The sequence below is a fragment of the Pseudomonas flavocrustae genome (assembly GCF_029872515.1).
GTDB classification, from domain to species: domain Bacteria; phylum Pseudomonadota; class Gammaproteobacteria; order Pseudomonadales; family Pseudomonadaceae; genus Chryseomonas; species Chryseomonas aestiva.
In genome coordinates, this window is record NZ_JAPDIQ010000011.1 from 24,527 (window position 1) to 36,472 (window position 11,946).

The 11,946-nt window shown below is 68.4% G+C and carries 10 protein-coding genes; 4 read left to right on the plus strand and 6 right to left on the minus strand.

Annotated elements, in window-relative coordinates; genetic code table 11:
- Positions 1-12: 12 nt before the first annotated feature.
- From OMP44_RS20840 to OMP44_RS20855, 4 genes are all read left to right on the plus strand, one after another.
- Positions 13-1,428: an MBOAT family O-acyltransferase gene (locus tag OMP44_RS20840; protein WP_280310958.1), complete on the plus strand. Its 1,416-nt coding sequence runs from the start codon at positions 13-15 to the stop codon at positions 1,426-1,428.
- 10 nt (positions 1,429-1,438) lie between these two features.
- Positions 1,439-2,584, plus strand: coding sequence for an alginate O-acetyltransferase AlgX-related protein (locus OMP44_RS20845; protein WP_280310960.1), 1,146 nt, complete (start codon positions 1,439-1,441; stop codon positions 2,582-2,584).
- A 61-nt stretch (positions 2,585-2,645) separates the two neighbouring features.
- Positions 2,646-3,974 carry a bifunctional DedA family/phosphatase PAP2 family protein gene (locus tag OMP44_RS20850; protein ID WP_280310962.1) on the plus strand — a complete coding sequence of 443 codons (1,329 nt, stop codon included), beginning with the start codon at positions 2,646-2,648 and terminating at the stop codon, positions 3,972-3,974.
- Between the two features lie 101 nt (positions 3,975-4,075).
- Positions 4,076-6,643, plus strand: coding sequence for an ATP-binding protein (locus tag OMP44_RS20855; RefSeq protein ID WP_280310964.1), 2,568 nt, complete (start codon positions 4,076-4,078; stop codon positions 6,641-6,643).
- A 30-nt stretch (positions 6,644-6,673) separates the two neighbouring features.
- On the opposite strand, the gene bfr is transcribed toward OMP44_RS20855, so the two are convergent.
- The 6 genes from bfr to OMP44_RS20885 form a co-directional block, all read right to left on the minus strand.
- Positions 6,674-7,171, minus strand: a complete 498-nt coding sequence (bfr, locus tag OMP44_RS20860) for a bacterioferritin (protein WP_007159675.1) — start codon at positions 7,169-7,171, stop codon at positions 6,674-6,676.
- Between the two features lie 120 nt (positions 7,172-7,291).
- Positions 7,292-8,182, minus strand: a complete 891-nt coding sequence (locus OMP44_RS20865) for a PA4780 family RIO1-like protein kinase (protein ID WP_017642530.1) — start codon at positions 8,180-8,182, stop codon at positions 7,292-7,294.
- Positions 8,183-8,332: 150 nt separating this feature from the next.
- Positions 8,333-9,265: a 5-oxoprolinase subunit C family protein gene (locus tag OMP44_RS20870; protein ID WP_280310967.1), complete on the minus strand. Its 933-nt coding sequence runs from the start codon at positions 9,263-9,265 to the stop codon at positions 8,333-8,335.
- Positions 9,262-9,939: a 5-oxoprolinase subunit PxpB gene (gene pxpB, locus OMP44_RS20875; RefSeq protein WP_273862732.1), complete on the minus strand. Its 678-nt coding sequence runs from the start codon at positions 9,937-9,939 to the stop codon at positions 9,262-9,264. The genes OMP44_RS20870 and pxpB overlap by 4 nt, the downstream gene beginning before the upstream one ends.
- Positions 9,936-10,682, minus strand: a complete 747-nt coding sequence (locus OMP44_RS20880; RefSeq protein ID WP_273862733.1) for a 5-oxoprolinase subunit PxpA — start codon at positions 10,680-10,682, stop codon at positions 9,936-9,938. Before OMP44_RS20880 ends, pxpB begins: the two co-directional genes overlap by 4 nt.
- Positions 10,683-10,787: 105 nt before the next feature.
- Complete coding sequence (locus tag OMP44_RS20885) at positions 10,788-11,708, minus strand: LysR family transcriptional regulator (RefSeq protein ID WP_027597217.1); 921 nt, start codon at positions 11,706-11,708, stop codon at positions 10,788-10,790.
- Between the last annotated feature and the right edge of the window lie 238 nt (positions 11,709-11,946).

Consider the following 11,946-nt stretch of genomic DNA (forward strand, 5'->3'; position numbering starts at 1 on the left):
GACAGCCGCTCGATGGTCTTCGCCTCGCTGGAATTCCTCACCCTCTTCCTGCCGCTGTTCCTGCTGGTCTATGCCCTGGCGCGGCCCGGCGGGCGCAACGGGGTGCTGCTGGTGGGCAGCTGGCTGTTCTATGGCTGGCTGAGTCCGCTGTTCCTGCTGCTGCACATGGCCCTGGCGTTGCTGGCCTGGGTCGGCGGGTTGCTGGTGGATGGCGCGCGCGAAGGCTCGCGAGCAAGGCTGCGGCTGCTCGCCGGGCTGATCGTGATCAACCTGGCGGTGCTCTGCTGGTACAAGTACGCCAACATCGTCGCCGCCACCTGGAGCCAGGTGCTGGTGAGCGCCGGCGCCCTGCCGCTGGACTGGCAGAAGGTGGCCTTGCCGGCCGGACTGTCCTTCATCGTGCTGCAGGCCATCTCCTACCTGGTGGATGTCCATCGTCACGTGGTCCCGGTGGAGCGCAGCTTCGTCAACTACGCTACCTACATCTCCATGTTCGGCCATTCCATCGCCGGGCCGATCATCCGCTACGACTGGGTGCGCCGCGAACTCAACCAGCGCTGGTTCAATCGCGAGAATTTCGCCCTCGGCGCGCGCCGTTTCATGATCGGCATGTGCATGAAGGTGCTGGTGGCCGACACCCTGTCGCCACTGGTGGATGTGGCCTTCCACCTTGACCAGCCGTCTTTCGCCGACGCCTGGATCGGCTGCCTGGCCTATTCGCTGCAACTGTTCTTCGACTTCGCCGGCTACAGCGCCATGGCCATCGGCCTGGGCCTGATGCTGGGTTTCCACTTCCCGGAAAACTTCAACCGGCCCTATCTCGCCCGCAGCATCCAGGACTTCTGGCGGCGCTGGCACCTGTCACTGTCCAGCTGGCTGCGCGACTACCTCTACATCTCCCTGGGCGGCAACCGCGGCGGTCGCTGGCGCACCTATCGCAACCTCTTTCTGACCATGGCCATCGCCGGTCTCTGGCACGGCGGCGACAGCTGGAACTACCTGCTCTGGGGCATGCTGCACGGCCTGGCGCTGTGCCTGGACCGGCTCTGGGACGAACTCGGCGGCCGCCCGCTGCCGCGGCTCCTGGCCCATGGCCTGACCCTGCTGTTCGTGGCCCTGGCCTGGACGCTGTTCCGCGCGCCGAACTTCGCCACGGCGCTGTCCATGTACGCCGGCCAGTTCGGCCTGCACGGCTTCGCCCTGGGCGATGCCCTGGCCGTGACCCTGAGACCGGTGCACGGCCTGGCCGCCGCCCTGGGCGTGGCCTGCGTCCTGGCCCCGCTGTGGCAGGCGCGCATCGAGGCGCGTCTGCCCGGTAGCGCCCTGCTGCGCGGTGTCGGTGCCCTTTGGCCGGTAGCCGGCTTCCTGCTCTGTTTCGCGCTGATCGCCAGCCGCGAAGCCGTGCCCTTCCTCTACTTCCAGTTCTGAGGCCGCCGTCATGAGCGCTCCCGCCCTGCCGCCCTCACCCGCACCCCAGCCGCCCAGCGCCAGCAGCATACGCCTGGCCCCGCTCGCCGGGGTGGTCTTCGCCCTATTCCTGGCGATCGGCCTGCTGTCCTGCGCCTGGGCGCTGCTGACCGATCGCCTCTCGCTCTGGCCGGAACAGGTGGATCGCCACGCCCTGCTCGAAGGCGAGCTCACCCACCACATCGCCAAGGAACTGGCCAAGGCGCCGCTGCCGGAAGCGGCCGCCCGCCTGGAGCGCGGCGCCAGCTGGCTGCTGCTTGGCGACAGCGGACCGCGGGTGCGCCAGGGTTGCCCCGGGTGGCTGTTTCTCGCCGAAGAACTCGAGGTCCCGCGCCACGCCGACGTTAATGCCCGGGCCCGCGCCCAGACGGTGATCGAGCTGCGCCAGCAACTGGCCGCCCGGGACATCCAGCTGCTGGTCGCCGTGGTGCCGGACAAGAGTCGCATCGCCGCCGACCAGCGGTGCGGACTGCGACGCCCCGCTGCCTTCGCCAACCGGGTCGCCGACTGGACGCGGATGCTGAGTGCCGCGCGCGTGCCGGTGCTCGACCTGACCACGGCACTCACGCCCCTGGGCAGCGCCGCCTTCCTGCGCACCGATACCCACTGGAACGAGGCCGGTGCCGAGGCCGCGGCCCGCGCCCTGGCGCTGCGCATCCAGGCGCTGCCCTTCCAGGCCAGCCCGGCACGGACATTCGCTCGCACGCTGCTGGCGCCGGCACCGCGCCCCGGAGACCTGGTGCGCCTGGCCGGCCTGGACTGGCTGCCGCCACGCCTGCAAACCGCCCCCGAGGTGCTGCGCCTGACCCAGGTCGACAGCCGCGCCCCGGCCGAGGCCAGCGATGACCTGTTCGGCGATGGCGACCTGCCCAACGTCGCGGTGATCGGCACTTCCTTCTCGCGCAATTCCAATTTCCTGCCGTTCCTGGAGCAGGCCCTGGGCGCCAGCGTCGGGCGCTTCGCCAAGGACGGCGGGCATTTCGCCGGCGCGGCGCGCGACTACTTCGCCAGTCCCGCCTTCCGACAAACCCCGCCACAGTTATTGGTCTGGGAAATTCCCGAGCGCGATTTACAATCCCCCGGCCCCGAGGCGTTGCGTCTCGATCCGCGTCCTTGAGGCAACCAAGGCTTTCTCCATGGGTCTGAGGACGCAACCCCCAGCCCCAGGAAGCCTTTCGATGACGGAACTGCTAGACGGCCTGACCCAGTGGATCAACCAGCACCACCAGTGGCTGGGCGTGGCCATCTTCATCATCTCCTTTCTCGAGTGCCTGGCCCTGGCCGGGCTGGTGGTACCCGGCACGGTGATCCTGTTCGCCGTGGCCATCGCCGCCGGCAATGGCGCGCTCAACCTCTTCGATACCCTGCTGCTGGGCTTTCTCGGCGGCATCCTCGGCGACGCGGTGTCCTATTTCATCGGTCGGCGCTTCCATGAAGGCATCCGCCGTCTGCCCGGACTGCGCACCCATCCGGAATGGATCGGCTCGGCCGAGGGCTTCATCCACAGATACGGCGTGGCCAGTCTGCTGGTGGGTCGTTTCATCGGTCCGCTGCGCCCGCTGCTGCCGCTGATCGCCGGCATGCTCGACATGCCCCTGGTCAAATTCGTCAGCGTCAGCCTGGTGGCCGCCGCCGGCTGGTCCATCGCCTATCTCGGCCCGGGCTGGGTGACCGGTGCGGCCTTCCGCCTGCCGCTGCCGGAGGGCTTCTGGCAACAGGCCGGCATCGTCTTCGGTGGTGCGGCGGTGCTGCTGACGGTGGTGGCCCATGGCGCCTGGCGCGAGCGCGCTGGCACCACGCTGATCAGCGGCGCCCTCTGCCTGGCCGGGCTGCTGGCGCTGCTGTTCGGCTGGCACCACCTGCGCGCCTTCGACGAAGGCCTGATGGCGCTGGTCCAGGAGCATCGCGAAGGCTGGCTCAACCTGGTCGCCGTGGTCATCACCCGCATGGGCGATTTCCGCACCCAGCTGATCCTGGCCGCCGTGCTGATCCTGGTGCTGGCCGCCTACCGCCAGTGGCGCCCGCTGCTGTTCGCCCTGGGCACCACCCTGGGGACCGCCCTGGCCAACGGCCAGTTGAAGAATCTGCTGGCCCGCGCCCGCCCCGACGTGCTCGCCGAGCCGCTGACCACCTACAGCCTGCCCAGCGGCCACAGCTCGGCCTCCTTCGCCTTCTTCCTGACCCTGGGCATCCTCGTCGGGCGCCGCTACGGTCCGCGCGGGCGCCTCGCCTGGCTGGTGATCGCTGCCCTGCCAGCGGTACTCATCGCCCTCAGCCGCGTCTACCTGGGCGTGCACTGGCCCACAGACGTCCTCGCCGGTGCCCTGCTCGCCGGGGGCTTCTGCGGCCTGAGCCTGGCGCTGCTGCAGAAGACCGGCGGCAATCGCCTGGAGCCGATTCCGACGCGGACCTGGTGGGTGCTGCTGCCACTGGTGGTGCTGGTGCTGGCCTTCGCCGCCGGCTGGGCCCTGCCAGCGTCCATCGAGCGCTATGCGCCCCGGCTGTAAGGCCGCCGCCAACCAAAAAATCCGCTCAGGTTCCTGCAGTTTCGCCTCTCTTGTGGTCTGAACGCCTGGAATTGCAGAGGTGGCCGGGGGAGGCTCGATAGATGGCAGCGCAGATTGCCGACTGGAACGAACTGGACTTTCTCGCCGGCGGCGGCGAGATGGGTGCCCGCTTGCGCACCCACGACTGGTCGGATTCGCCCCTGGGCCCGCCGTCGCAGTGGCCGCAATCGCTACGCTCGGCCCTGAGCATCTGCCTGAATTCCAGCTTTCCCACCGCCATCTACTGGGGCCCCGACCTGCTGCTGCTCTACAACGATGCCTGGGCACCGATTCCCGCGGAACGTCACCCCTGGGCCTTCGGACGTCCCGCCCAGGAGGTCTGGCAGGACATCTGGCCGGTGGTCGGACCGCAGTTCGAGCAGGTCCTGAGCAGCGGCCAGGGCTTTTCGGTCTTCGACCAGTTGCTGCCGATGGTGCGCCAGGGTGTGGCCAGCGAGACCTACTGGAACTACAGCTTCACGCCGATTCGCGGTGAGGGCGGCGAGATCGCCGGGATCTTCAACCAGGGCCACGAGACCACCCAGCGCATCCTCGACGAGCGCCGGCGCGCCGCCGAGGCCGCGCGCCAGCGGCGGATGTTCGAGCAGGCGCCCGGCTTCGTCGCCATCGTGCGCGGGCCGGACCACGTCTTCGACTTCGTCAATGTCGCCTACAGCCGCCTGTTCGATGGCCGGCCCCGTGAAGGCCTTACGGTGCGCGAAGTCTTTCCCGAATTGCAGAGTCAGGGCTACCTCGAGTGGCTCGAACAGGTCTATCGCAGCGGTCGCCGCTTTGTCGCCGAGCACCAGCCCCTGCGCCTGGAGACCGTGGGCGAACCGGTGCGCACCCTGTATCTGGATTTCATCTACGAACCCCTGACCGACGAAACCGGCCAGGTGATCGGCATCTTCTGCCAGGGGCAGGACGTCACCGAGGCCCATCTGGCCCGGGCTGCCCTGGAAGCCAGCGAACGACGCTTTCGCACCGCCCTGGAAATCGAGACGGTGGGTGCCCTCTGCTTCGATGCCGAGGGCCGGCTGATCGATGCCAATGACGCCTTCCTGCGCATGAGCGGCCATGACCGCGCGGACCTGGCCGCCGGGCGCATCGCCTGGCCGGCACCGAGACTGCCACGCGCCGACGCCCAGGCGCCGCCCGAGGAGCGTTGCTATCGACGCCGCGACGACTCGACCGGCTGGGCCCTGGTGGCCGCCAAGCGCCTGCCCGATGGCAGCGCCTTCGAATTCCTGGTCGACATCAGCGACCGCAAGCAGGCCGAAGCCGAGTTGCGCGAGGAAACCCGCACCCTGGAAGCCCTCAAGCGCATCGACACGGAACTGGCCAGCGAGCTGGATCTGGCGCATCTGGTGCAGACCGTGACCGATGCCGGGGTGGAATTGACGGGCGCCCACTTCGGCGCCTATTTCAGTCATCAGGTCACCGGCGATGGCGGCGGCCTGCGGCTCTTCACCCTATCCGGTGCCGAGCGCGTCGATTTCGAGTGCCTTGGCGAGCCCGGCGCCACGGCCATGTTCGCCCCCACCCTGGAGAACGCGGGCGTGGTGCGAGCCGACGATGTGGCTACCGATCCGCGCTATGGCCAGTCCGCACTGCACCAGGGCCTGCCGCCTGGACGTCCGCCGGTGCGCAGCTATCTGGCCGTCGCCGTGGTGGCCCGTGACGGGACGGTGCTGGGTGGACTCTTCTTCGGCCATGCCGAACCAGGGCGTTTCAGCCTTCGCCATGAACGGCTGATGGCGGCCCTGGCCGCTCGCGCGGCCATCGCCATCGAGCAGGCCCAGTTGTTCCAGGCGGTGCGTACCGCCAACGAGACCCTCGAACAGCGCGTCATCGAGCGCACCGCCGAGCTGACCCAGGCGCAGCAGGCGCTGCATCAGGCGCAGAAGATGGAAGCCATCGGCCAGTTGACCGGTGGCATCGCCCATGACTTCAACAACCTGCTGGCCGGCATCATCGGCAGCCTGGAACTGATCGAGCGCCGTCTGCAGCAGCAGCGTACCGACCAGCTCGACCGGCTGCTCGGTGGCGCCCAGGCCTATGCCGCACGCGCCGCCTCCCTGACCCAGCGGCTGCTGGCCTTTTCCCGGCGGCAGACCCTGGAACCCAAGCCCACCGACGTCAACGAGCTGATGCTGGCCATGGAGGAATTGATCCGCCGCAGCGTCGGCCCGGCGATCGACGTCCAGGCCGAGCCGGCGGAACCGCTGTGGTCCACGGTGATCGATGCGGTGCAACTGGAAAGCGCCCTGCTCAACCTGGCGATCAATGCCCGGGATGCCATGCCCCACGGAGGACAGCTGCGGTTGTCCACGGCCAATCTGCCCGAGGACGCGCCTGAGCGACCGGACGATCTGCCTGCCGGAGACTATGTGCGGGTCAAGGTAAGCGACACCGGTAGCGGCATCGCGCCGGAAATCCTGGAACGGATCTTCGATCCCTTCTTTACCACCAAGCCACCGGGTCAAGGCACCGGATTGGGCCTGTCCATGGTGCATGGCTTCGTGCACCAGTCGGGTGGCCAGATCCAGGTCGATACCACGCCTGGCATAGGGACCTGCATCTCGCTCTATCTGCCGCGAGCGCCGGAAGGCGACGCCCGCACGTCCTGAGCGACGCCTGGCGGCGCCGCTCAGCCGATGCTAGAGGCCGGCACCATGGGGCGTGGTGCCGCCCTTCATCTGCGATTGCAGGTAGTTCTGCAGGCCGATCTTGTCGATCAGGCCCAGCTGCTGCTCCAGCCAGTAGGCATGATCTTCCTCGGTGTCTTCCAGCTGCACCACCAGGATCTCGCGGGTGACGAAGTCCTTGTGCTGGTTGCACAGGGCCACGCCCTGGGCCAGGGCTTCCCGTACCTCGTATTCCAGCGCCAGGTCGGCGCGCAGCATTTCCGGTACGGTCTGGCCGACGGTGATGGCATTGGGACGCATGTCCGGCGTGCCTTCGAGGAACAGGATGCGGCGCAGCAGCGCATCGGCGTGCTGGGTTTCCTCTTCCATCTCGTGGCCGATCCGCTCATACAGGCGCATCAGGCCCCAGTCCTCGTACATCCGCGAATGGATGAAGTACTGGTCGCGTGCCGCCAGCTCGCCGCGCAGCAGCTGGTTGAGGTAGTTGATGACGTCCGGATGGCCTTGCATGAAAAGAGTCCTGTGCTGTTCAGTGCCCAGTTTAGCGCGCTGGCGCCCAGAGGACGCCGTTCATCGCCCGACCACTGGGGCCGTTCGTCTCATCGCAGCGCTAATCGTTCTGCTTCACGATCAGCTTAGCCACGGCGGTGGCGGCTCTTCGCGCACACTGGGCTCATCCTGTTCGCGACGCGCCGCCTGCCGTCGTTCCTCGTCACGCCGCGCCGCCTCGATCTCGCGCATCACCGCATGGACATCGGCCTGGTCTTCGCGCTCGGCGAACTCGCCGGTCAGGCGGGTATTGGCGAACAACTCGCCCTTCTCGAACAGCGCCCACATCTCCGGCGCATAGCGGGTCGTGCGCAACTCAGGCGCGAAGCGGCCAAAGTAGAGCGCCATGTTCTCCACATCCCGCGCCAGCAGGCGGAAGGCGTGGTTGTTGCCGGCCGCGTCCACCGCCTGGGGCAGGTCGATGATGACCGGGCCGTCCTCGGCCAGCAGCACGTTGAATTCGGAAAGGTCACCGTGGACCAGTCCGGCGCAGAGCATGCGCACGATCTGGCCGATCATCAGCTCGTGATAGCGCAGTGCTTCCTCGGCGGTGAGGGTCACGTCGTTGAGTCGCGGCGCGGCCTCGCCATTGCCGTCGGTGACCAGGTCCATCAGCAGCACACCGTCGAGGAAGTCGTGGGGCTTGGGTACCCGTACCCCGGCGTCGGCCAGGCGATAGAGCGCCGTCACCTCGGCGTTCTGCCAGTTGTCCTCGCGCTCGCGCCGACCGAACTTGGAGCCCTTGGCCATGGCGCGGTTTTCCCGACTGCCACGCACCTTGCGCCCCTCCTGGTACTCGGCGGCCTGGCGGAAGCTGCGCTTGTCGGCCTCCTTGTAGACCTTGGCGCAGCGCACCTGGCTGCCGCAGCGCACCACGTAGACCGCCGCCTCCTTGCCACTCATCAGGGGCCGTATCACCTCATCGACCAAGCCGTCCTCGATCAACGGCTCGATGCGTTTGGGAGTTTTCATCGCCGGTTCCAGCTCCTTCTTGTCGGTCGTCACAGGGGGACGTGTGAGGCAAGTTTCAAGCCAGACGCTGAGAAAGGGAAGTCGGCGTCGCCCCTGAGCGTGCGACTCATCGAAGCGGACAAGATTCCTCGGCCGTGACCGACTGCGTGTTCAACCCCCGAAGAAGGCCAGGAAACGCCGCCACTCGGCCTGGGCCACGGCCAGTTCCACCGGGGCGAAGCGAACCTCGTGATGGGCCGGGCACTGGGCCAGGCGCGCCAGGTCCAGTGGATGGATGAAGCCCAGCAGCGGATAGCCGCCCATGGTCTGGCGATCGGCCATGAGCACGATGGGCTGGCCGTCGGGCGGTACCTGGATGGCACCGGTCACCACCCCCAACGACCACTGGCGGCGGGGCGGCGCCAGGGGTACGTCGCCAGCCAGGCGGATACCCATGCGATCGGATTGCGGACTGATCCGCCAGGGTTGCGTGAACAGCGCCTGCTGCTGCGCCGGTCCGAAGGCCTCGGCGTCGCCGCCAAGGATCACCCTCAGCGTCGGCACCTGGCGATAGTCCGGCACGAAGCGCGCAGCCGGACCGCAGCCGTGGCTATGCAGCTCGCTCACCGCCGCACAGGTCAGCCGCTGACCGGCCGCGAGCGGCGCGCCCCTGCCCTCCAGCCCACCCAGGCCTTCGCGGCGATTGCTGGCCACGCTGCCCAGGGTCGCCGGCGCCTGGAAACCGCCACCGGCGGCGGCCAGGTAGGCGCGCTGTCCGGCCTGGGCGAAGCCCAGGCGCAAGCGCGCGCCGGCCTGTACCGGAAAGCACGACCAGGCCGGCAGCGGCTCGCCATCCAGCCGGGCGTCCAGCGGCGCACCGGTCAGCGCCAGCCAGGTGCCGGTCTCGCTTTCGAATTCGGCACCGCCCAGGGCGATCTCCAGCAGCGGCGCCGTTACCGGATTGCCCACCAGCCGATTGGCCCAGCGCGCGGCATGGCCGTCCATGGGCCCCGAGGGCGCCACGCCCAGGTGTTGCCAGCCCTGGCGCCCCAGGTCCTGCAACAGGGTCAGGGGACCGGACTTGATGACCTTGAGACCACTCATGGCTGACCTCCCTGGGCGCGAAAGGCGGCTTCGTCCACCGGGACGAAGCGCACCCGATCCCCGGGCGCCAGCAGGCACGGCGGTTCGGCCTGGGCATCGAAGACCGTCCACAGGCAGCGGCCGATGAGATTCCAGCCGCCCGGCGAGGCCTGCGGATAGACCGCGGTCTGGCGCTCGGCGATGGCCAGACTGCCGGCGGGCACGCTGGTACGCGGCGTGCTGCGCCGGGGCAGCGCCAGGCGCTCGTCCAGCTCGCCGAGAAAGGCGAAGCCCGGCATGAAGCCGATGGCGCCCACCTGATAGTCACGCCCACTGTGGAGGCCAATGACCTCGGCCGCGCTCAGGCCACAGCGCTCGGCCACCTCGGCCAGGTCGGGACCGGCATAGAGCGTCGGCACCTGGTGCAGACGCCCGCCCTCGCCCGCCTGCGCGGCGCCCGGCCAGTCGGCCAGCAGGGGGGCGAGGCCGGCCTGCAGCTCGACCAGGGTCAGTTGCAGGGGATCGTAGTGCACCAGCAGGCTGGTCCAGCCCGCCACCAGATCGGTCACCGCCAGGCCGAAGCGCTGGCGAATCCGTTCGCCCAGGCGGGCGATACGCGGGGGCAGCTCGGCGTCGGGATGCTCGGCCAGCTCGAGCAGCAGCGCCGCGACGCCAAAGGGTTTGCCGACGATCATAGGGCATCCAGTGCGGCGCGCAGCCGACGCAGCACTGCCAGGGATTCGGCATTGTCGCCATGCACGCAGAGGCTGTCGGCCTGCAGCCGCATGGGCTGGCCATTGAAGCCGGGAAAGTCCTCACCGCGGGCGATGGCGACGGCCTGGGCCAGGATGCGCTCGGGGTCATGGTGAACGGCGCCAACCTGGCCACGCGGCGCCAGGGAACCGTCGGCCAGATAGGCGCGATCGGCGAAGGCTTCCAGCAGCAACGGCACCCCGGCGGCTTCGGCCAGTCGGCGCTCGCGGTCATTGTCGGCCTTGGCCAGCACCATCAGCGGCAGCCCCTGGCGATAGCGGGCGCAGGCAGCGAGCGCGGCGGTGAGCAGGGCATCATCCTTGACCAGGGCGTTGTAGAGGGCGCCATGGGGCTTCACGTACTCGACGCGCACGCCTGCGGCGCGACAGAAGGCGTCCAGCGCGCCGATCTGGTAGAGGATCATGGCTTCCACCTCGGCCGGGGTGCAGGCCATGGGCCGCCGACCGAAACCCACCAGATCGGGATAGGCCGGATGGGCGCCGATCTGCACGTCATTGGCCACCGCCAGGGTCACGGCGCGCTGCATGGTCAGGGGATCGGCGGCGTGGAAGCCGCAGGCCAGGTTGGCCTGGTCGACCAGGGGAATGGCATGGGCGTCGTCGCCCATGGACCAGGCACCGTAGCTTTCACCGGAATCGCAATTGAGGAGCAGGCGAGCGGACATGACAGGATCCTCTGAGGAAGTAGCTGGAGTGTCGGAAAGCCGGGGCGCCGCTGTCCAACAAAAGATTCCGGGCGCTGGCGATAAGAAGCCGTTGAAACACCCGGGCTAGACCAGCACCGGCAAGGCGCGCTCCGGGCCCAGCCGCGTACACCAGTCGGCCACCACCGTCTGGCTCAGGGCCACCACCGCCTCGCTCAGCGCCAGGCCAGCGCCGCCATGCCAGCTGGCCTGGACATCGAAGGGCGGCGGCCCGGCCAGTGGCAAGGGCATCAGGCTGCCACGGGCCAATTCCTCGATCACCAGGGCCGGCGGCAGGGCGCCGATGCCGAAGCCCTCGCCCATCAGCTTGATGATGGCCGCCACCGAGTTGATGCAGCAGACCCGTGGTTCGGCGATGCCCTCGCGCTGCAAGAGGCCGAGGATGTCCTGGTGCGGTCGCGAATGGCGGGAAAAGGTGATCAGGCGCTCGCCAGCCAGTTCGGCCAGATTGGCGTAGGGTCGCGCCAGATGACTGTCACTGGCCACCAGCCAGCGCACCGGATAGCTGGCGAGGTGCAGATTGCGGATGCCCTCGGCGCGCAGCAGATCGGTCTGGAAGATCAGGTCGAGCTGCCCGCGCGCCAGTTGCTCGGCCAGATTCAGCGCCGTGTCCGCGGTCAGTTCCAGCTCGATGGCCGGATAGGTCTGGGTGACGGCGGCGATCAGCTGATCCAGCCAGCTGTGGATCACCGTATCCATCACGCCGATGCGCAGGCGGCCCTCCAGGGTCTGGCCATGCCCCAGGGCCTCGTGCAGCTCGCGCTGGGTGGCCAGCATCCGCTCGGCGTAACCCAGTACCCGATGACCCTCGGCGGTCAGACTCACACCGCGGGAATCGCGCAGGAACAGCTGCACGCCCAGTTCGCTCTCCAGCACGGCGATGCGACTGGAGATGGCAGCCTGGGTGGTGGACAGCTTTTCCGCCGTCAGACGGAAACTGCCGAGCCGGGCGACCCAGACGAAGGTATCGAGAAAGCGCAGATTCATGGGGACCTCGACAAGGCTATCCCGCCACTTTACCCCCACCAGCAGCCTTGTCTGCCCCGCTTTTCCCTATCGGCGGCGAACAGTTTTATTTGCTGGACGCCACCTCCACCGGCGGCGAAAGATGCCAGCCGGCGTTATGCCACATGACGCCTGACAACAATAACGAGCCGTGCCTGGGGCACTGCCTGGATCAGCCGAAGCCGTCCGCGGCTTCCTACCGTCCGCCGCACCGTCTGCC

Excerpts from the sequence above, each read along its gene's own strand:
- OMP44_RS20840 (WP_280310958.1), top strand. The coding sequence starts at position 13 with ATGGTCTTCGCCTCGCTGGAATTCCTCACCCTCTTCCTGCCGCTGTTC.
- OMP44_RS20845 (WP_280310960.1), top strand. The coding sequence starts at position 1,439 with ATGAGCGCTCCCGCCCTGCCGCCCTCACCCGCACCCCAGCCGCCCAGC.
- OMP44_RS20850 (WP_280310962.1), top strand. The coding sequence starts at position 2,646 with ATGACGGAACTGCTAGACGGCCTGACCCAGTGGATCAACCAGCACCAC.
- OMP44_RS20855 (WP_280310964.1), top strand. The coding sequence starts at position 4,076 with ATGGCAGCGCAGATTGCCGACTGGAACGAACTGGACTTTCTCGCCGGC.
- bfr (WP_007159675.1), bottom strand. The coding sequence starts at position 7,171 with ATGCAAGGCCATCCGGACGTCATCAACTACCTCAACCAGCTGCTGCGC.
- OMP44_RS20865 (WP_017642530.1), bottom strand. The coding sequence starts at position 8,182 with ATGAAAACTCCCAAACGCATCGAGCCGTTGATCGAGGACGGCTTGGTC.
- OMP44_RS20870 (WP_280310967.1), bottom strand. The coding sequence starts at position 9,265 with ATGAGTGGTCTCAAGGTCATCAAGTCCGGTCCCCTGACCCTGTTGCAG.
- pxpB (WP_273862732.1), bottom strand. The coding sequence starts at position 9,939 with ATGATCGTCGGCAAACCCTTTGGCGTCGCGGCGCTGCTGCTCGAGCTG.
- OMP44_RS20880 (WP_273862733.1), bottom strand. The coding sequence starts at position 10,682 with ATGTCCGCTCGCCTGCTCCTCAATTGCGATTCCGGTGAAAGCTACGGT.
- OMP44_RS20885 (WP_027597217.1), bottom strand. The coding sequence starts at position 11,708 with ATGAATCTGCGCTTTCTCGATACCTTCGTCTGGGTCGCCCGGCTCGGC.